This window comes from Paenibacillus sp. W4I10 (assembly GCF_030816325.1).
Taxonomy (GTDB): Bacteria; Bacillota; Bacilli; order Paenibacillales; family Paenibacillaceae; genus Paenibacillus; species Paenibacillus amylolyticus_B.
The window spans coordinates 4,050,316-4,070,404 of sequence record NZ_JAUSXX010000001.1; the positions used below are offsets into that span (position 1 = coordinate 4,050,316).

The window sequence follows — 20,089 nt, forward strand, 5'->3', positions numbered from 1 at the left end:
GGGGATTCACATCATATGAACAGCACACAAATTAATGATGCTTATGTCAACTATAAATCAGAAATCACAAGGTATCTATCCCATATCGTCAAACAACCGCAAGATGCAGAAGATCTGGCACAGGATTGTTTCATTCGACTAATGAACGTTACCGTGGATATCCCTGAAGATCGCATTCTCTATTATCTCAAACGCATTGCCCGTAACCTGGCGATGGACAGCTTCCGCAGGCGGACCCGTACACTCAGACGAGACAGTCGTCTGGAGGTGCCTACCCATCACGTCGATACATCCCACCTTGAAATTAGCGAAGGTGTTCATGATCTTGTTTCCCATATTAACAACACCGAACATCGTAAAATATTAGAACTTCGCCTCATCCACGGATACTCCATTAAGGAAACGGCAGAACTGGTGAATCGCAGTGAAGGTATGATTAAATCCTCTGTCTTCCATGCCGTCAATCGAATTCGGGCCAAAGTCATCTCATAAGAGATGGCTTTTTTTATGCCGAAATCAATATGCACGCAGAAATGAATGGATTATGACGGGACCGAATTATCTTTGGATATGTCAAAAGACCCAATTTTACAAATATCGAGTTAATTTTTACAAATTGTTATGACTATGTGAGATTTTCATGTGGTAGAATATGGACGAACTCATGAATCAACTAATATTTGGGAGGGATTTGGTTGGGTAAATTAACAGGTATGCGAGGAGTATTTCTAAAATCACTCCTGGCATTGTCCATGGCTTTGCCGCTTCAGATCGGATTATGGAACGGAGATGCATCGGTTCATGCGGAAGGACCGACAGACCCGGCACCGTTCATCCAGGCAAAGGTTGTGAACCAAAATGCAGGTAAGAAAGTATTATTCGACAACTCTCACGGCCAAACGGCTGGAGCTGCAGACTGGGTCATTGATGGAGGTTTCTCCGACTTCGGGAATGCACTCGCGAATGATGGTTACTATGTCAAAGAACTTCGCAAGACAACTCCATTTACCTATGATGATCTGAAAGAGTATAACGTATTCGTTATTGCAGAGCCTCAAATTCCTTTCAAAACATCCGAACAAGCAGCACTGAAACAATATGTTGAAACGGGTGGCAGCATCTTCTTTGTGGGAGATCACTATAATGCAGACCGTAACAAAAACCGCTGGGATGGCTCTGAAGTCATCAACGGCTATCGTCGGGGAGCATTCGAAGATCCGGCCAAAGGCATGAGCACAGATGAGCGTAATTCTGAAGCGATGCAAAATATAACCAGTTCGGACTGGTTGTCCGATAACTTCGGCGTACGATTCCGCTATAACGCACTTGGCGATATCAACGCCAATATCGTAGTACCGGGAGATCAAGCCTTCGGCATCACAGAAGGGGTGTCGGGTGTAGCCATGCATGCCGGCTCAACCCTCGCAATCACTGATCCGGAAAAGGCAAAAGGTATTGTATACTTGCCAAAAACCAACGCAAAATGGAATAACGCGGTAGACCAAGGTGTCTACAACGGTGGCGGGATCGAAGAAGGTCCTTATGTGGCTGTATCCAAACTGGGCGCAGGTAAAGCTGCCTTCATCGGTGACTCCTCTCCAGTAGAAGATGCATCACCAAAATACTTGCGTGAAGAGACAGGCACACGCAAAACGACCTATGATGGTTTTAAAGAAGCCGATGATGCCGTGTTGCTCGTGAACACCGTAAACTGGCTTGCTACACAAGAGAACTACACAAGCCTAACTGAAGTGAACGGACTTGAACTGGACACAGCTACAGCGCTGTTGCCATTCGAAGAGCCGGCTGCTTCCACAGAACCACAGGCTGAACCTTGGTCTGCACCTGCTGCCGGATATAAGTGGTACGATCGTTCCACGTTCAAGGCTGGTTCTTACGGTGGACCTGCATCCAGCGCGAACGCTGCTTACAGCTTCGTGAAACAGGATACACTTCCAAACGCAGAAGACTTCCAGATTCGTGTCGTTGTGGAGAACATGGCTCCAAACACAACCGTATCCGGTTATAGTGCCGGCATCTATCTGACTGGCGGAACACAGGTAGCCATGATACAGAATGAAAGTGGTACTTGGCCGACTTCGTACGGTTATAGCTCCACATTCAGTGTAACCTCGGACAGCCAAGGTCGTGGGATCAAAGATCTGAACGTCCGTATCAAACCAGGTACAACTGGCGCTGCGAGCTTGCGTCTGCGTCTGAATGGCAGCAACCTGATCACCAATGCCGTGACTGTTGGCAATGTGCCAGCAGAACAGCTTCCGGAAGAAGAAGGACCGATTCCAGCAGCTATCACAGTTGCTGAAGCACGTACTAAAGCCGTTGGCACTACCGTAACTATCGAAGGTGTTGTGACGACAGAGCCGGGTGCATTTGGTGGACAAGCCTTCTATCTTCAAGATGAAACTGCTGGAATCTACGTATTCCAGCATACTAGCGGCTTCCATGCAGGTGACAAGGTGAAAGTAACGGCAGCAACAACCATCTATAACAGCGAGTTCGAGCTTACCGATATCGTTGCGATTGAGAAAACAGGTACGGCTTCCGTACCTGCGCCAATCGAAGTTACTGCAATTACAGATGCGAACCAGGGTCAACTGGTTCAATTGAAAAATGTAACGATCGAGAATATCATCAGTGCTACACCAGTTGGATCATTTGAATTCGATGCCGTAGCAGCAGACGGAACAAGCACACATATCCGTGTAGATACCCGTACAGGTGTGACGGAGACTTCCTTCCCTTATGCTGCTGGTGATAAAATCGATATCACAGGCATTTCCGCTATTTTCAAAGACGTATATCAATTGAAACCTAGAAGCTTGAATGATTTTGTACCTGCTGAAGAGCAAGGTGGCGGCGAAGTGCCTTCCACTCCAGCTGCAGGAGCACCGGGTAAACCGGTGCTTTCTTCTGATAATGGATATACCACTGGCCTGTTCGAAGGTTCGTATAACGTAAGCATGAACCTCTGGTGGGGCGAAAATGGTTCCGAGTACAAACTGTATGAGAACGGCGTTCTGATCGATACGCAGAAGTTGACTGCAGCTTCACCATCGGCTCAGTCCTCCAAAACAGCTATTACAGGCAAAGCCAACGGCACGTATACTTATGTAGCTGAGCTGACCAATGACAAAGGTACAACACGCAGTGACGTGCTGACGGTACAAGTAACCAATGCCGCTCCAGGCAAAGCTACATTGTCCCAAAACAACTGGGATGGTGATGGCAACTATAACGTATCCATGAACCTCTGGTGGGGTACAAACGCAACCGAATACCGTCTCTATGAGAATGATGTGTTGATTGATACACAAGCGTTGAACGCAGCAACACCAGCTTCTCAAAGTGCTACAACTGAATTGTCCGGTCGCGCTAACGGAACGTATACGTACCGTGCTGAGCTGATCAACGCCGCAGGCGTAACAAGCACCGAGACGATTACAGTCCAAGTTACCAAAGCATTGCCTTTGGCTAGCTAAGTCTCAATAAAGAAGCCTAACGTTTAACCAAGCAACTAAAAAACCGAAACCAACATTGCCTGATTCACAGGGCAAATCGGTTTCGGTTTTTTGGTAATAGTATAAGCTCATTTCAATCGTTCCGGCTCATATCCATTTCTAACAAATAGAATGCTGTTCCATACAGCACAATAAGCGGCCACGGCGATGACACTAATGACAAGAATTAAGTTCATGTGTGTAAAAGTATAACTGCTTCCTGTAAAAATAATCAGAATTGCACTGAGCCCAATATTTTCTCTGTTATGTTTTTTAAACTTCTGAAAGATCATTCTGTACAGTAATAGGAGCACCATAAACCCAATCCATATAAAATAAAATGTTTCCATAGGTCACCTTCCTTTAAAAAACTCATTTTTTGTATGGGTATCTAAGAGGAGTATTAATTAATATCCTTAATTCCCTTTATATAGAAACCTATTAATATTACATGGATTTGGAAAACAATTCAATCATTGTAATGCATATTCTTTGAACACTCTTATTCCTCGACGGTTAGCTGAGCAACAAGAATGCACCTTTGTTTTTTTGCAGACACAAAAAAAGACTATCCCTGCCAATATTCTGGCACCGAATAGCCCTCTCTTCTTCCTCTATCAACTTATCTTAATTTATCATCTAATATATTCGTAGTTCCACATTAACTCTACACTAGCTTCTTACGAATATACCCCGAGATCAAGTCGATGATCGTGATCATCACGATAATACCCAACAGGATAATACCTACTCGCGGCCAGTTCCGTGTGCTAAGTGCAAAGATTAACGGTGTACCAATCCCCCCTGCCCCGATTACACCCAGTATGGTCGCGGAACGTACATTAATCTCGAACCGATACAACGTATAGTTCAAGAATCCAGGCATCACCTGCGGCAGGATCGCGAACCACAACTGCTGCATACGATTGGCTCCGGAGGCAAGCAGCGCCTCAGATGGGCCATAGTCGATATTCTCAACTTCATCCGCGTACAATTTGCCTAACATGCCGATGGAGTGTAATCCAAGGGCGAGTACGCCTGCAAACGATCCGGGACCTACTGCCTTAATGAACAACAAGGCCATGATAATCTCAGGGAACGTGCGGATAAAGCTCAGTACCATTTTACCTGCGCCCGAGATGGAACGATGCCCACTCATGTTACGGGCAGACCAGAAGGCAAATGGAATACAGAGCACAGCCGAGATTACGGTACCCAGCACGGAAATCGCCAGTGTATCCAGCAGTCCTCGCAGCAGGTCTTCCCCCTCAGGCAAATATACAAAATCCCAATCCGGTGAGAAAATCCCGGCTACAATGGCCTTCATAATCTGAGCAGCGGTTTCCTTGAAACCAGTAAACGGTACACCAGCAAGCGCCCAGACATACACAAGGATCAGCAGTAACACAATGACCCAACGAAGTGGGTTCTTCCGTGGTTTAGGCCGGATGCGGCTTGTTTCATTTTTCATCATAGCAATTTCTCCCGCAGCTTAGTACTTACATAATCAATGATTAGAACAATGACGAGGGTAAACAGAATGATTACACTGGTCTTGTCATACTCCAGGAATCCAAGTGTGGCCTCGTAATAGAGCCCGATTCCTCCGGCTCCCACCAGTCCCAGAATGGCAGCAGCACGTACATTAATTTCGAAGGCATACAGCACATACGATGTGAACTGGGCAGCCAGTTGCGGCACCACGCCATATACAATGAGCTGAATCCGATTCATACCAACAGCCGTCATCGCTTCCAGTGGCCCCTGATCAATGGTTTCCAGCGTCTCATAGGTCAACTTAGCAATCAGACCTATCGAGAACACAGCCAGTGCCAAGATTCCGGGGATGGGCCCCAAACCAAACACAGCAACAAACAAAGCAGCAAGCAACAGATCTGGCACGGTCCGAATCAGGTTCAGCAGAAAACGTGCCGGATAGTAGATCCAGCGACTTGGCATCAGGTTACCGGCACAGATGATCGAGACCGGAATCGCAATAATCGCACCAATGGTTGTCCCAATCAGGGCCATTCGGATCGTTTCCAGCATGCCTTGCACGATATTATCAAAGTAACTCCACCGGGGTGGGAACATCTCCTTCAGCAGATCCAACATGTTGGGAAAACCTTCAAACAACTCCGTAAAGCTGGCATCCGTCTGTTTCGCACTTGCCCACAATAAGAGCAGAATGATAACTAAGGTGAGCAGATGTTTCGTACGCCCAGGCGGTTTTGGGCGATTCACAACCTGAGCCGGGCTGGAACCAGGTTCCTTCCCCACTCCGCCTGAATTCTGAAATGGAACGTTGGACTGCCCCTTCATACCACAACTTCTCCCTGCTCATGCACAGCCTGCTTGTCCAACAATTCGTCAGCCAGAATCGGTCTGCCGTATATTTCTGCAAAGCGCTCATCCGTTGCCTCTTCCACCGGACCGTCGAATACGACCTCGCCTGCTCTCAATCCGACAATACGGGTCGCATACTCTCTCGCCAGATCAATAAAGTGAAGGTTGACGATGGTCGTGATCCCAAGGTCTTGATTGATGCGTTTCAGGTCATCCATGACCTGTTTTGTTGTAAGCGGGTCAAGTGAAGCAACCGGTTCATCGGCCAAAATGATTTTTGCTTCCTGTGCCAGTACACGGGCAATAGCCACACGCTGTTGTTGTCCACCAGACAGCTGATCTGCACGGGAATAAGCTTTCTCCGAGATATTCACACGATCCAGCGCAGTGAATGCCAGTTCAATATCCTCTTTTGGAAAACGACCCAGAATGGTACGCATGGTGGAATGATATCCAACGCGTCCAGCGAGTACATTACGAAGTACACTGGACCGTTTCACCAGATTGAAACTCTGGAAGATCATGCCGATGTCACGTCTGATCATGCGTAGCCGTTTGCCTTGCGCCTTCGTGATGGAACTTCCGTTAATCAGAATCTCGCCCTCACTAATGTCGTGCAGCCGATTAATGGATCGCAGAAGAGTTGATTTACCCGCACCCGACAGACCCACTACAGCAATGAATTCCCCCTGCTCAAATTTCAGATTAATATTATCCAGGCCTTTGGTGCCGTTAGCGTAAGTTTTGGTAACGTTATGAAGCTCAATCATGACAATATCCTTCTTTCATTCATAATGATCAACCATACATGAGTCCTTGCTATAATGGCACAAGCCAGCGCAGCGTAGATCACGCTGAACTGGCCTGTCCATTGCTACGATTAAGCTGTTCCCATCCAAGAAAGCTACTACAAAGTGAACAGATCCCGAACTACTTTTGGATCAGAGTTATTCACCTTTCACTTTTTCGCCATACTGACGAACGATCTCAAACTTGCTATCATCGGACTCTACATAACCTTCATGCGTATAGATTTCTTTGATGATCTGGTGACCTTCAGTATCTTTACCGATATCGATGAAGGCTTGTTTGATCTTCGCAGTCCAATCTGCATTCATGTCTGTACGAACGGCAATGGTATCGTTAGGAATAGGCTCAGTGAACGCCAGTACACGTGTATCTTCAAATACAGTCGGATAGTCTTTGGCTACCGTGTTGCGGGCATCTTGGAAAATAGCTGCTGCATCAACGTCACCGTTCAATACAGCGATAACACCTTGGTCATGACCTTTCAACGTTACAGGTGTTACATCTTTTAATGGATCAATCCCTCTGTCCAGCAACAGACCTGCTGGCCATACATAACCTGCGGAAGACGTTACGTTTTGGTAAGCGACTTTTTTACCTTTAAGGTCCTCGATGGATTGAATCGGAGAATCTTTTTTTACAATGAACATGGATTTATATGAATCTGCCAGTTGCTCTGTAGGAGCTCCAGTCTCATCATTAACACCAAAACGTTGTGCTTGCAGAATAACTTGTGCAGCGCCTTTTTCTTTAGCCAGTACATAAGCTGTCGGAGGCAAGAAACCTACGTCTACTTTGTTGGAAGCCATTGCTTCAATAATTGTGTTGTAGTCGGTGGATACGCTGACTTTTACCGGAATGCCCAGTTTGTCACCAAGCAGCTTCTCCAGCGGTTTCGCTTTGGCTTCAAGCGTATCTGCATTCTGGGAAGGAACAAATTGAACCGTCAATTCAGTTGGCACATAACCTTCGACAGCTTTCTCTGTCTCTGCCGTAGACGTACCGGATGCATTCGAACTCGCATTTTCCCCGTTAGCCGAACCTGTTGTACTACTGCTAGACCCACAAGCACTCAGAAACAGAACCAAAATCAACAATGGTAAAAATAAAGCAGACTTCTTCAAACGAACACCCTCCAAAGAGTTTCTATTTTTCAGTACTTGTCTACTATAATTGCCAAATATTTGCGCGATGTGAAACGAAATTTGGAGTTTTGTAAAGTTTCCTGTCAGGCTGTCAGCGGGACTTGTATCTGTTAGAATAGGCTCATTATGGTTGAAGATATTAGGAAGAACATCGGAGATAACGGCATATACTTCGGTTCTTCAGCCTATTCTGTCTTCTCCGTTTTATGGTAATTCCATATATCTGAACTTATATATTAGAGGAGATTGTAAAATGACATCCATAAACCATACGGCAAGCTTCGACATTCTGTTCACCAGTGATCTGCACGGGGCCATCCGTCCCATTCATTACAATACCAACGCCTACCGCCCGGCTGGACTTGCCCTGCTGGCTTCCCTGATTCGTAAGGAACGTGAACGTGCACCTGAATTGATGCTGGTGGATAACGGGGATCTGCTGCAAGGATTACCCTTGGCCTCCTATGCAGCTTCACAGGTTTCCAACAACGAAGTGCATCCATTCATAACAGTACTGAATGAACTGGGTTATGATGCGGCGGTGATGGGCAATCACGAGTTTAACTATGGTCAGAATCTGTTGCACGGAGCAGTTGGCGCTTCCAATTTCCCATGGCTGTCAGCCAATATTGTTCATGGTGAGCACGACAGAGCCAATGGATCAGAATCTCGGACAGATCTTCCACCAGGTGCAAGTCTACCAGCCTTCGGGCCTCCATATCTGATCAAGACACTCTCCTCCGGGGTCCGAATTGCACTCTTGGGCGCAACTACGCATTACATTCCAAACTGGGAGCATCCGAAAAATATTGAGGGGTTACAGTTCCTTGATGCCTTAGAGACTATTCGTGCATGGGTTAACTATATCCATGAGCATGAACAACCAGATGTAATGGTTGTCAGTTATCACGGCGGATTCGAGAGTGATCTGGAGACAGGCGAGCCCACCGAACGGTTAACTGGAGAAAATCAAGGTTATGCCATCTGCCGGGACATCGAAGGTATCGATGTGCTGCTTACCGGACACCAGCATCGTCAGCTTACCGCTAATATTCATGGTGTAACAGTCATTCAGCCGGGCTTCAGCGGAAATGGTGCGGGGCATGTATCCGTTCAGTTGGAACAATCATCGGGCGGGAAATGGCAGATTACAGATAAGAAGGCTCGATTGTTACTTCTGGATGAACATAATGAGATTGAACCTGATGCAACCGTCATGAAACTGACAGATGATCTGGAAACTGAGGCACAAGCATGGCTTGATCAACCCATTGGCCAGGTGGCTGGGGATTTATCCATCACCAATGCTACGGCCCTGCGACTCAAGGCACATCCATTCATTGCTTTTGTACATCAAGTGCAGATGGAAGCGACTGGAGCGCAGCTCTCCAATACCGCCATGCTGAGTGAAGAAGCACGAGGATTCGGGAGTCACATCACTGTTCGAGACGTATTATCCAACTTCATCTACCCTAATACACTGACCGTATTGGAGCTGAGTGGTCAGGATATCCGGGAGGCATTGGAACAAACGGCACGTTATTTTGAAGTAAATGCCTCTGGTGAGGTGGCAGTCAATCCGGCTTATATGGAACCGAAACCCCAGCATTATAATTACGATATGTGGGCTGGTATTGAATACGAGTTGGATATCTCCAAACCTGTAGGTAGTCGAGTTGTGAAGCTGGAACATGAAGGCAAGCCAATGGACATGGATGGCATGTACTCGGTAGTAATGAATAGTTACCGCGCTGCTGGCGGCGGGGATTATGCGATGTATCCGGGCAAAAAGGTACTGCATGAAGGCGCCATGGATATGGCTACATTGGTGGAGGATTACATCCGCAGACACCAACCGTTAACGGTGGAGCAGGCGAATAACTGGCAGGTTGTTGGCGGGCAGAATTAAGACGAGGTTCTCGAATGAGGCGACGAGTCATTACACTGATGCTTAAAAGGGGCGTCCCGTCATATTCATGACAATGGGACAGCCCCTTCTTCATTTTTACGATATTCATGCTGCATCACTTCTCAATCTACTCCTACTTTACCGTAACCAATGTGCCACGCTCATCTGCTGAACGTATCTCGGCTTCAATTAACTCAAGCGTGCCTGTTGCACTCTCTGGTGTACATACAGATACAGGCGTACCCGCTTGAACGGATTGAATGAAATATTTAAGTTGGTGATAATATCCTGAGTCGGGTGACAGCTCAGCGACAAAGCCTGGAGCATGGTTCGGATTTACTTTCAGCTCACCATTCTCAAAGACCAGATTCCCCTGCTCCAAATTAACCCGATACGTCATCGAGAAACCGTAGTCTCCCCCTAGCGTCCAGTCGGCTTGGGCATTCAGCACTTTTCCGTCAGGATACACATAATTGGTAGACACGGTATCATAGCCGCTTCCCGGAATAACATTACGAGCGAGCGTGGATACTTGATCCGGTTTGCCAAACACCCAGTGAATAATATCCGCATCATGGATGTGCATATCTAATATGCAGCCCCCGCTTTTCTCCCCATCCAGGAACCACTCTTGAGGCAAACCCGAACCGCGGAAGAAATAACCTGCGTTGACCGCTCCGTAACGACCGTCTTCTACTACGGATTTCAGATAGCTATAGGCTGGCCAGAAGCGTAAACATTGCCCAATCATCAGTGTTTTTCCTGTCGCTTTGGCGGCTTCTGCCATCTTCCAGCCTTCCGCCGAATGGCGCGCAACCGGTTTCTCACACAACACATGATAACCTTTCTCCAGCAAGGAACACGTTAGTTCAGCATGCAATGGTGTAGGCAACGTAATATCAATGATATCCAGTTCCTCTTGCTCCAGCATCGCGTCAATATTGTCGTACAACCGATAAGGTGTGAGATCATATACCTCTTGCTCTGTTGCCATATTGCCGGCAGCTTTACCGCGCTTCAGTTCCTCTATTCTCAGATCACAGATGGCTACCAATTCAACGGGTTCCCCTTCTGAGGCGAGGCGTACATAGTTATCAAAATGCATACGTCCCATAAACCCAAAACCGATCAATCCCACTTTTAACATATTTCTACCTCCCATATCAAAATAGAATGAATACTCCAAAAACGTTGTTATCCGAATTTATTACTGAGAACTTCCAAGAATGGCATCCATCGCTTTGGATGTATTGAATATGATCTGCTTCGAATGATGAGTGTAAGGTGGAATCATCTCGGCCGTCACGTAGTTATCGTAACCAATAGCCTGTAATGCCTGCATCACCGCCGGATAATTCACATCTCCAGCCAGCAGATCCACAAATCCATGAAGCCCTCCCGCTTGACGGCGGTAATCCTTGAAATGCACTTTTTTGATCCGATGACCCAGAATGCGAACCCACTGCTCCGGGTAACCGTTCTGCACGACATTGCCCACATCGAAATACGAACCTATATACTCTGAGCCAAAAGAATCAATAAAGGCACGCAGTTCTAACGGTGATACCAAAAACTTGTTCCATACGTTCTCAATGCCAATGGATACTCCTGCACTTTTCGCATACGGCAGCAGGTACGCAAGGGCTTCTTGCGCCCGTTCATAGGCAACTTCATAATCCGTCACTTCGCTGTCTGGAATAAAGTCTACACCAACCGCACCCGGAATGACCAGAATGGTATCCACACCAAATGCCGCAGCAAGTTCCAACTGTTTTTTACACACATCCAGTGCTTTCGTGCGAATCTCCGGGCGGGCGCTCGTCATCGGGTAATCCCAGTACAACCCGGTTGCAAGTCCCGCGATTTCGAGTTCAGCTTCCTCCAGACGTCCCTGAATGTCACGAACCTCCTGATCTGTGGCAGACAGACTCAGTTCACCTTCTCCATTAAGCGACAGTTCAATCCCCTCAAAGCCAGCTGACTTCGCTGTCTGAATACAATCCGTAATAGAGACATCTCCTAGAAACGACCATATATTAATCCCTTTTTTCATCCGAATACCCTCCTCCAAAATATACAAACCTGTTCTTCAGTGATGCACAGCTATCCCAATTGAAAATAACCAAACCGGGCAGGCAAATGAAAGTTTACAGCCCCCGTGGGCTGCCATGCCTGATACTCCCGATCTCCCTGCACATTCTCATCAATACGGTACACGTTGACCCTCCAGCACATCCCTTTAGTCAGGGGAAACTTGAAGTTACTGGCGGGAATATGGATCAGATACACCCGATGGCCCTGATGATCCACTTCTACAGACGTTTGCAACCCCTTCAGCTGCCAGGTTACATCTGCCTGGAATGCTGAACCTTCGTCGTTATTGTGAATGAGTGCATCAAATATCACGTTGTGCGGACTGATCTCAAGTTCCATGTAGTTTCTACCATCACCCTGTTCATCAATGAATAGTTCAACCACATCCTGCTCATACAATGGCTGATTCCTTTCCGTGAAATCAGATACGACGTGATCATCCTGGCATACAAAACGAATATGCAAGTATTCGGGACTCCAGCCAAATCGAACTTCTGTAGATTGATGAGGTGTTCTGCCTGTTACCGTGTCCACCAGTTCCACTGGAACACATCGCTCCCAATCCGCAGCCGTGGGAAATCCATTCTGTGCAACGGACCTGAGTCGTTCGCAGCGATAACTCGTGCTCCGTTCCACCGGGAGAGAGTTCATGTCCATCCTCTCCTTTTTTAGCTTAATCCGTGATGTTGTCTCTCTCGTAAGAACATGTGATAATACATATATTATAAATAAATTACGTGATTATTTATTTAGAAGATAAAGAGATTATTTGCACAATTCCGTTCAGTTTTAATTAGATCTATTTGGCCCAATCTCATTGAAAAAGGAGATGGAACTTATGTCTCTGCAACAAGCGATATATCCTCTGCAACGAACCGCCACTTACAAGGAATGGTCCCCCAACGTGCATTATGCTCAGTTTCAAAGCCTTCCTCCCGGCAAGCTGGCAAAGCGGCGTTTGTATGATTTTGAACTTCTGTACGTCTCTCAAGGCGAAGCTGCAACTTATATGAACGATAAACACCATGTTCTGAAGGCTGGTCAGCTAATCTTGCTGCCTGCCGGTGTCTATCATCAGAATGAGGTGGTTTCCAGCCCGGAAGCACGTTTCATTGGCATTCATTTTGATTTCTTCAACGAATTGACCATTCAGACCGAGGCAGATATGGTTGTGAACGAAGAGACTGTTCTGCCTCATAAATTCGCAGTGGAAGCTTGCGCAGAGGGCATGACGCCGCTATCCTTCAACCCGACCTATACCCCTTCTCCAGCTGCCGTGCAGCTTATGGAACAATTAGTCCATGAATTTACGATGCGCCCACCGGGATATGAACTGGTATGCAAAGCCTTGATGCTTCAGATATTGACCCATCTGCTGCGTTCATCCTGGCGAAGTTCGTCACGCCATGATTCGGTACACGGAGAGAAGCTGCTTGAGCTCATGAAACGTATAGAGAGCGCCCCTTCCAATCCGTGGACCAATTCGGGCATCGCCAAACAATTAAACCTGAGTGTGGATCACATGGCCAAATTGTTCAAACAGATTGCGGGCATGCCGCCCAATGAATACATTCAATCCATCCGTCTAAGCGAGGCACGTAAGTTGCTGCGGGAAACCGATCATTCCATTGAGGCGGTCGGTGTACAAAGCGGTTACCCGGACATTCATTATTTCAGCCGCATGTTCCGCAAATATGAAGGCATTTCCCCCCGGGAATACCGGAAGTTGTCCAGAATGCTATAAAAAAGGAGCAGACTGCCGAGTGCAGTCTGCTCCTTGCTTTTTAAAATATCGCTAACAACATAAATAGTTCATTTTTCCGTACCAAAACCATACCCCTAATTCAGCCTATATAGGTAATTTCCGCTCAATATCATTCTCTCTATTTATATTGTAACGTTATTTTCATGTTTTTTATAGACTGTTTTTTTGGCGATTCCTACACTATACTGCTAAATACAAATCTAAAAAAAGAGGTGCATCAGTATGGATGACCAAAAAAATCTCTTAGATCATGGACCCTTTTTTCATGGTACTAAAGCAGAACTGAACATTGGAGATTTATTAGAACCGCAATACTTATCCAACTACCAAGATAAAAAATCTAACCATATTTACTTTACGGGAACATTAAATGCTGCCAAGTGGGGTGCTGAATTAGCAAAAACGAATGCCAAAGAAAGAATCTACATTGTAGAACCATTAGGAGATTTTGAAAATGATCCTAACTTAACGGATCAAAGATTCCCCGGCAACCCAACACGCTCATATAGATCTAAATCACCTCTAAAAATAGTAGCGGAATTAGCTTCCTGGGAAAGACACTCCGATGAAGAGATCAATCATATGCTTACATCTTTGAAAAAATTAAGTGAAGAAGGGAAAAATGTGATCTACGATTAATCTCTTAAACCAAAAGTCCCCTTCGTCCAACTTGGACAAGGGAACTCTTGGGTTAAAAGCTATTCTATTTTTCCATTGGAAGATTGGCGGAATATGCAGCGGTATGGGACGATCATTTTGACAGCAACTTCATACTGATGATCCAGGTAATCGAGCAACTGTTTAACCGCAAACATACCCATCTCCAACTTGGGTACATGAATGGTCGATAATGGCGGAGAGGTGAATTCGGATATTTCAATATTATCCACCCCAAAAAAGGCGATATCCTCCGGGATGCGGAGTCCCTGTTCTGTTGCAGCACGCATGGCGGCAATCGCCATCATATCACTGGCAGCAAAAATAGCTGTAGGCCTGTTTGCATTATTGGTAAATGCCTGCTTGGTCAATTCATAACTCAGCGAAACATCCCATTTCACATCAATGACCCAGTGATCATCAATCGTTAATCCCGCACCATTCATCGCACGTTGGTAACCAAGGAAACGTTTTTCCTCACGAAAATCATTCTTGTACTCCGCACCGCCAATGTAGGCAATGATCCGATGTCCTTGCTCAATCAGATGATTCGTGGCCTCTCTCGCCGCCTCTTCACGGTCATAACCAACGACTGGAATGTCTGGGTCCGTAATGTCCACTCCAACAACAGTCCGTACATTGGCTTTGAGCCAGCGATAAGCTTCCGGGTCAATTCGTTCCACTACAATCATGCCATCAATCCGATGTTCCTTCACCAGAGATTGCAATTGTACGGTATCTCCATCGTTCTCAATGCTATACACAAATTCCAGCCGCATGCCCGCCTCGGCAAGCTGCTTCTCAATACCTTCCATAATGACTGAAAAATAAGGGCTGTTGTATTTGTTCTGCGGAATGGCGACCACACAACCAATTGCATAAGCCGTTTTAGGTTCAATCTTCTTTTTCTTGGCCGGACGCTGTGAGCGATAACCCAGCTCCTCAGCGGTGTCCCAGATCTTTTTGCGGGTTTCATCGCTGACCGATCGATTGACATCGTTCTTCATCACGCGCGAAACGGTAGAGATCGATACACCAACTCGGTCTGCAATATCCTTCAATTTTGCCATGTGAAGTCCCCACCTTTCCTCTAACTATGTATTTAAACCCCATTCGTATTGGGGCAATTTCATCTCTGATAACACAAATTTGCGGCAAATATAATTCTATATTTCTACTGACCAGAAGTCAATGAAATGGTGCACGGGCGCAGTCTTTTATAAAATAATAGCGGCAGTCAGGGAGCCTGCTGTACCCCATAACTGCCGCAATTTTAACCCTTTTTAAGAAAACGTATGACGCATTTCCACCTCTTTATCTGCTTATTGCATCTTGGAGGCCAAATCCTTAAGCGCTGCGTTCAGATCACCATCTCCGGCAAGTGGAAGTTTAAGCGATTGCTCGCCGTACGTCCAGACCAGATCAGTTTTCTTGGTTGTAAATGGGGATACAATGCCATACTGCTGCGCATCCAGGAAGATTTTATTATCTTCACCTACAGTAGCGATATAAGCATCCGCTGCGGCCTTGTTAGCCGGAATGGAATATCCTTGCTTTGCAAGTTCAGTCTGTCCATCCGGACCCGCAAGCCAGGCAAGCAGCTTGTATGCTGCCTCTTCATGCTTTGTGTTGGAACTGATCGCAAGACCTGCCGGCTGAACAACAGTTTGGTTTGTTTTGAATTTTGGCAAATATGAGATGCCGTAATCTACGCCAGCCTCCTGGTAGTTGGTTGTATTCCAGCTTCCACCCGGATTCATGGCTACTTTGGATGTCGTAATCGCAAGATTCACCTGTCCACCTAAACCTTCAATCTGTGCAGGTGTGGTGTTGATCTTTTTATTTTTGGTCAAGTCGATAAAATAGTTCAGCACTTCCATCGCTTCAGGTGTCTCAAGCGCAAGGGAACCATCATCATTCACCAGCTTCGCACCATTGGACCACAGTTCCGGCTCCAGAAACCAATCCATCGTTGATCCTGGTGAAATGGACAAGCCCCACTGCTTGATGTTTCCGGCATCAAAACCCGCTTCGTCTGCGCTTTTCCCGTTCTTATCCAGCGTTAGCTTGGTTGCAATATCGGTAATTTCATCCCATGTGGGCTCGAGCGAAGGAACGGGAGCATCATGAGGATTCGTGGTTTCATTCTCAAAGATCGCTTTGTTGTAATACCATACGATGACGTTGGCATCGATAGGTAAGGATACTTGTTTACCCTGATACTGGTGGAGACCCAGCAGACTTTTGTCCACATTGTTCAGATCAAACTGATTTTCCGCCAGCAAGCCATCCAATTCCTTGAAAATACCCAGTTCGGCGTATTTCTCCACGTATGCATAACTCGTTTTGAACACGTCCGGAAGTGTGCCCCCCGCCGCATTCGCTGTCAGTCCGTCCCAGTAACTGCCCCAATCCTTACCTTCCAGTTTGACCTTAATATCGGTATTGGCCTTCATGAACTGATCCAGCAGTTCCTGTGTACGATGAAGCTCTTCTGCCGTCCCCCATTGTGAGTACGTGATAGTTACCGGCTCGCCTGAGCCTTCACTGCTACCGGAACCTCCAGAGTTGGCATTTTCCGACGATCCTCCATTCGCACATCCACTGATGACCACCATTGTAGCAAGTACAAGTGCCCACACATTGAATAGCCGTTTGCTCTTCGCTCTCATATACACAGCTCCCCTTTAAGTCATATCAATAAGTCCTGTTCACCTGAAAACCGGAAAGCAGGCAGCCTCTCTACCCTTTGGTGCCCGTGAGCACCACCCCCTCAACGATATAACGTTGTGCAAACAGATATAGCAGACCGATCGGAACAATACTGATGAATGCTCCCGCCGCAAGTGCCGGCAGATCCTGGCTCGTCTGACCAATCAGGAGCTGCAAGCCTACGCTCAGGGTGAACATTTCTGCATTTTTGATATACAGGAAGGGCCCCAGAAAATCTAGCCAGGAATTCACAAAGGCAAAAATGATGGTTGTCATAATAATGGGTTTGGACAGCGGCATAATCACTCGTGCATATACCGTCCAGCGATTGCCGCCATCGAGATATGTAGCTTCATCCAGCTCCTGGGGAATGGTCATGAAGAATTGGCGAAACAAGAAGATATAATAGGCGCCTCCGAGCCAGGCCGGCACAATGAGCGGCAACCAGGTGTCAATCCAGTTTAACTTGGAAAAAAGGACGTACGAGGGAATCATCATAATGGACGGGGGAATCATCAACGTAACGAGTACAACCGGGAACAAAATATTACGGTATCTGTTCACAAAGCGGGAGAAACCATAAGCGACAAGTGAACTGGACACCACCGCTCCCGCTGCAACAAAAAAGGAAATGATAAATGAGTTTTGAATCCACTGCCACATCATCGGCTGTACAGCGAACAACCGTTCAAAGGCTTCCAGACTGAATGTGTCTGGCAGGATGGTTGGAGGTACCTTATACGTTTCCGCTTTGGTTTTCAGCATGGTCGAGAGCATCCATACAAGAGGCCCTGCGAATAGCATTAACGCTGCGATCAGCAACGTATATTGGGACGTTTTAACCGCTATTTTTCGGCTATTCATGTAACTCTCCTCCTATCGTTCTCCCTCGTAATACACAAAGCGGTTCGATAATTTCATCAGGATCAGGGTGACAAGTGAGATCACGGCGAACAGGAAAATGGACTGTGTCATCGCCATGCTGAATTTAAGATCGGTAAAGGCCGACTTGTAGATATTGTAGACAAATGTATAGGCGGAGTAGTTCGGACCACCCTTGGATAACAGGAGTGCTTCCGTAAACATCTGAAAGTTATACATTGTCTGAATAATGATGACAAACAGAATGGAAGGACTGATCATCGGCAGCGTAATCTGGAAAAATCGGCGAACCCCGCTGGCACCATCGATGGCTGCCGCTTCATACAAATGTCTGGGTACATTCTTCAGTGCAGCCAGGAAGATCAGTACCCCGCTGCCGGAGATCCAGACCTGAAGCATGATGATGACCGGCTTAATCGTATGTTCTCCGCCAATCCAGTCCACTTTGCCTATACCAAGTGCGCCAAGTCCAGCGTTCAAGATGCCAAATTCGGAGTTGAATACCAGCCGCCAGATTATGACCGTTGCCACAATCGGCACCAGGGTCGGCAAATAGAAGAAGGTGCGGAACAAGGCAATTCCTTTGACATTAAAATTAAGCAGCATTGCCAGACCAAGCATGCCTGCTGTTACAATCGGAACACCAAATACTACAAAATACATCGTGTTCAGCAGACTTTTCAAGAAGATGGGATCGTCCATCATGTGTGTAAAATTATCGATCCCGACAAAGTTGAAGTTAGTCGCTCCAGGAAGTCTGGCATCCGTAAAGGCATAGAATACCGAGGTTCCAAAAGGAATCATAAAAAAGGTGATAAATCCAATGATCCAAGGCAAAATGAAGAGAAAGAACAGCAGCGTGTCATATTTTCTCAACCTGTTCATGATGACACCCCTCAGCCTGAAATTTCTTCTAAATAGACATACCGTTCTTCCAAAATGGATTTCTCTGCCGCCAGGGCAATAAGCAACGCATTACGACCAACCTGTGCACTCGCAAAAGGCTGCTTGCCTTCCTGTACACATTTCAGAAAATCAATACGCTGAGTCTGTCCGCCAGTATGACCGCCCATAATGGAATCCGACGTCACATCAATCTCCAGATGATCCTTCGTCCAGTCTTGCCCACCAACGATATCAATCGTTCTGTCATTGCGAGCCACCATCTGTCCGCCGTTCTCTCCGATCAGGCCAATCTCAAGCCCTTCTTCCATCAGATTGCGTGGTTTCAAATACATGCACAGACCCAGATTGGCTTTGCTGCCGTTGTCATAATCAATGGTGATAAAGGCATGGTCGACGATGGAGGTATCCGAGATTTCTTTTGTCGGATAGTGACTGTATGAATTCTGAATCTGATTGCGTTCTCCTTGCTTCATGACATGCTGGCCTCCAGAGGCAAACACGCGGATAGGCTTCGCCTGGATCATCCAGTTGAAAATATCGAAGTGATGACAATCCTTCTCTACAATCGCTCCCCCGGACTTGGTTTTGTCATAGAACCAATCGGCAGGTGGGAACGGGTCACGGAATTCTTTGCACCACATCAATTTCACGTCACCAAGACGGCCGTTCTCCAATTCCTTCTCCATTCGGCGATACAGATTCGAATACCGATAAACCAATCCGATCTGCAATACCCGTCCCGAGGCTTCAGCCGCTTCTATAATGGCATCACAGTCCTCAATGGTATGGGCGACGGGTTTCTCCAGAAATACATGCTTGCCTGCTTCCAAAAAAGCTACCGCTACTTCACGATGCAGATAGTTCGGCACACTGATGACCACCGCATCCAAATCTTCATTGGCAAGCAGTTCATGATAATCACTAACTATAGTGGGGTTACTGTTTTTAAGTTCAGCCAGCGTACGTGCCACATTGGCCTCATTCATGTCACAGATATAACGAACCTCACTCTCTTCGAGCAAATCAAAACCAATGCAATGATGTGACCCCATGTCTCCTACACCGATAAAAGCCATTTTTATCTTCCCCATGCTTACACTCTCCGTTGCTCGTAAATTTGCGGCAAATACCTTGACACCAATTCGATGTAAAGAAATCTAACAAGACGATGACTATGTAACGATAGTAAAATAGTTTTATTTGCTTGTCAATTGGTTTTGGCTAATTTTTTTATTATTTTGCCGCAACATATTTTTAAGAGTTTTTGTATACAAATAAACTATTTAACTCTGCACTTATCGCAAATTAAGCGTTTACATTTTTACTTTTATGTCATATAATTTAATGT

17 protein-coding genes are annotated in these 20,089 nt (G+C 46.3%); 5 read left to right on the forward strand and 12 right to left on the reverse strand.

The annotated features are described in order from the left end of the window. The first annotated feature begins 15 nt into the window (after positions 1–15). Positions 16–492, forward strand: coding sequence for an RNA polymerase sigma factor (locus QF049_RS18265; protein ID WP_076253376.1), 477 nt, complete (start codon positions 16–18; stop codon positions 490–492). Between the two features lie 221 nt (positions 493–713). Then, positions 714–3,500, forward strand: coding sequence for a DUF5689 domain-containing protein (locus QF049_RS18270; protein WP_373428352.1), 2,787 nt, complete (start codon positions 714–716; stop codon positions 3,498–3,500). A 685-nt stretch (positions 3,501–4,185) separates the two neighbouring features. Here QF049_RS18270 and phnE (QF049_RS18275) read toward each other — a convergent pair. The 4 genes from phnE (QF049_RS18275) to QF049_RS18290 form a co-directional block, all read right to left on the reverse strand. Then, positions 4,186–4,992 carry a phosphonate ABC transporter, permease protein PhnE gene (gene phnE / locus QF049_RS18275; protein ID WP_017690380.1) on the reverse strand — a complete coding sequence of 269 codons (807 nt, stop codon included), beginning with the start codon at positions 4,990–4,992 and terminating at the stop codon, positions 4,186–4,188. Beyond that, complete coding sequence (gene phnE / locus QF049_RS18280; RefSeq protein WP_307539468.1) at positions 4,989–5,840, reverse strand: phosphonate ABC transporter, permease protein PhnE; 852 nt, start codon at positions 5,838–5,840, stop codon at positions 4,989–4,991. Before phnE (QF049_RS18280) ends, phnE (QF049_RS18275) begins: the two co-directional genes overlap by 4 nt. After that, entirely contained in the window at positions 5,837–6,634 is a 798-nt protein-coding gene (gene phnC, locus QF049_RS18285; RefSeq protein ID WP_062837418.1) for a phosphonate ABC transporter ATP-binding protein, read from the reverse strand. Before phnC ends, phnE (QF049_RS18280) begins: the two co-directional genes overlap by 4 nt. Before the next feature lie 177 nt (positions 6,635–6,811). Further along, a complete protein-coding gene (locus tag QF049_RS18290) occupies positions 6,812–7,810 on the reverse strand; it encodes a phosphate/phosphite/phosphonate ABC transporter substrate-binding protein (RefSeq protein ID WP_373428267.1) in 999 nt (332 codons plus the stop codon). Positions 7,811–8,069: 259 nt separating this feature from the next. On the opposite strand from QF049_RS18290, the gene QF049_RS18295 reads away from it, so the two are divergent. Continuing rightward, entirely contained in the window at positions 8,070–9,725 is a 1,656-nt protein-coding gene (locus tag QF049_RS18295; protein WP_307539472.1) for a bifunctional metallophosphatase/5'-nucleotidase, read from the forward strand. A gap of 133 nt (positions 9,726–9,858) precedes the next feature. Here the strand turns inward: QF049_RS18295 and QF049_RS18300 are convergent, their stop codons facing one another. From QF049_RS18300 to QF049_RS18310, 3 genes are read right to left on the reverse strand one after another with little or no spacing between them, the layout of a single operon-like run. After that, a complete protein-coding gene (locus QF049_RS18300; RefSeq protein ID WP_307539474.1) occupies positions 9,859–10,872 on the reverse strand; it encodes a Gfo/Idh/MocA family protein in 1,014 nt (337 codons plus the stop codon). Positions 10,873–10,932: 60 nt separating this feature from the next. Next, positions 10,933–11,778 carry a sugar phosphate isomerase/epimerase family protein gene (locus QF049_RS18305; protein WP_307539476.1) on the reverse strand — a complete coding sequence of 282 codons (846 nt, stop codon included), beginning with the start codon at positions 11,776–11,778 and terminating at the stop codon, positions 10,933–10,935. A gap of 50 nt (positions 11,779–11,828) precedes the next feature. Then, positions 11,829–12,470 carry a carbohydrate-binding family 9-like protein gene (locus QF049_RS18310; protein ID WP_307539478.1) on the reverse strand — a complete coding sequence of 214 codons (642 nt, stop codon included), beginning with the start codon at positions 12,468–12,470 and terminating at the stop codon, positions 11,829–11,831. Positions 12,471–12,657: 187 nt separating this feature from the next. On the opposite strand from QF049_RS18310, the gene QF049_RS18315 reads away from it, so the two are divergent. Beyond that, a complete protein-coding gene (locus QF049_RS18315; RefSeq protein WP_307539481.1) occupies positions 12,658–13,563 on the forward strand; it encodes a helix-turn-helix transcriptional regulator in 906 nt (301 codons plus the stop codon). 243 nt (positions 13,564–13,806) lie between these two features. Next, on the forward strand, positions 13,807–14,223 hold the full coding sequence (gene arr, locus QF049_RS18320; RefSeq protein ID WP_307539483.1) for an NAD(+)--rifampin ADP-ribosyltransferase: 417 nt from the start codon (positions 13,807–13,809) through the stop codon (positions 14,221–14,223). Positions 14,224–14,282: 59 nt separating this feature from the next. On the opposite strand, the gene QF049_RS18325 is transcribed toward arr, so the two are convergent. From QF049_RS18325 to QF049_RS18345, 5 genes are all read right to left on the reverse strand, one after another. Beyond that, positions 14,283–15,311, reverse strand: a complete 1,029-nt coding sequence (locus QF049_RS18325) for a LacI family DNA-binding transcriptional regulator (RefSeq protein ID WP_307539485.1) — start codon at positions 15,309–15,311, stop codon at positions 14,283–14,285. A 252-nt stretch (positions 15,312–15,563) separates the two neighbouring features. Then, a complete protein-coding gene (locus tag QF049_RS18330; protein ID WP_307539487.1) occupies positions 15,564–16,913 on the reverse strand; it encodes an ABC transporter substrate-binding protein in 1,350 nt (449 codons plus the stop codon). A 70-nt stretch (positions 16,914–16,983) separates the two neighbouring features. Next, positions 16,984–17,817, reverse strand: coding sequence for a carbohydrate ABC transporter permease (locus QF049_RS18335; RefSeq protein ID WP_307539489.1), 834 nt, complete (start codon positions 17,815–17,817; stop codon positions 16,984–16,986). A gap of 12 nt (positions 17,818–17,829) precedes the next feature. Further along, positions 17,830–18,720, reverse strand: a complete 891-nt coding sequence (locus QF049_RS18340) for a carbohydrate ABC transporter permease (protein WP_307539491.1) — start codon at positions 18,718–18,720, stop codon at positions 17,830–17,832. 11 nt (positions 18,721–18,731) lie between these two features. Then, entirely contained in the window at positions 18,732–19,832 is a 1,101-nt protein-coding gene (locus tag QF049_RS18345) for a Gfo/Idh/MocA family protein (RefSeq protein WP_307539494.1), read from the reverse strand. Between the last annotated feature and the right edge of the window lie 257 nt (positions 19,833–20,089).

What these genes read in the sequence shown, in the direction of transcription:
- QF049_RS18265 (WP_076253376.1), top strand. Translation starts at nt 16, where the DNA reads ATGAACAGCACACAAATTAATGATGCTTATGTCAACTATAAATCAGAA.
- QF049_RS18270 (WP_373428352.1), top strand. Translation starts at nt 714, where the DNA reads ATGCGAGGAGTATTTCTAAAATCACTCCTGGCATTGTCCATGGCTTTG.
- phnE (WP_017690380.1), bottom strand. Translation starts at nt 4,992, where the DNA reads ATGATGAAAAATGAAACAAGCCGCATCCGGCCTAAACCACGGAAGAAC.
- phnE (WP_307539468.1), bottom strand. Translation starts at nt 5,840, where the DNA reads ATGAAGGGGCAGTCCAACGTTCCATTTCAGAATTCAGGCGGAGTGGGG.
- phnC (WP_062837418.1), bottom strand. Translation starts at nt 6,634, where the DNA reads ATGATTGAGCTTCATAACGTTACCAAAACTTACGCTAACGGCACCAAA.
- QF049_RS18295 (WP_307539472.1), top strand. Translation starts at nt 8,070, where the DNA reads ATGACATCCATAAACCATACGGCAAGCTTCGACATTCTGTTCACCAGT.
- QF049_RS18300 (WP_307539474.1), bottom strand. Translation starts at nt 10,872, where the DNA reads ATGTTAAAAGTGGGATTGATCGGTTTTGGGTTTATGGGACGTATGCAT.
- QF049_RS18305 (WP_307539476.1), bottom strand. Translation starts at nt 11,778, where the DNA reads ATGAAAAAAGGGATTAATATATGGTCGTTTCTAGGAGATGTCTCTATT.
- QF049_RS18310 (WP_307539478.1), bottom strand. Translation starts at nt 12,470, where the DNA reads ATGAACTCTCTCCCGGTGGAACGGAGCACGAGTTATCGCTGCGAACGA.
- QF049_RS18315 (WP_307539481.1), top strand. Translation starts at nt 12,658, where the DNA reads ATGTCTCTGCAACAAGCGATATATCCTCTGCAACGAACCGCCACTTAC.
- arr (WP_307539483.1), top strand. Translation starts at nt 13,807, where the DNA reads ATGGATGACCAAAAAAATCTCTTAGATCATGGACCCTTTTTTCATGGT.
- QF049_RS18325 (WP_307539485.1), bottom strand. Translation starts at nt 15,311, where the DNA reads ATGGCAAAATTGAAGGATATTGCAGACCGAGTTGGTGTATCGATCTCT.
- QF049_RS18330 (WP_307539487.1), bottom strand. Translation starts at nt 16,913, where the DNA reads ATGAGAGCGAAGAGCAAACGGCTATTCAATGTGTGGGCACTTGTACTT.
- QF049_RS18335 (WP_307539489.1), bottom strand. Translation starts at nt 17,817, where the DNA reads ATGAATAGCCGAAAAATAGCGGTTAAAACGTCCCAATATACGTTGCTG.
- QF049_RS18340 (WP_307539491.1), bottom strand. Translation starts at nt 18,720, where the DNA reads ATGAACAGGTTGAGAAAATATGACACGCTGCTGTTCTTTCTCTTCATT.
- QF049_RS18345 (WP_307539494.1), bottom strand. Translation starts at nt 19,832, where the DNA reads ATGGGGAAGATAAAAATGGCTTTTATCGGTGTAGGAGACATGGGGTCA.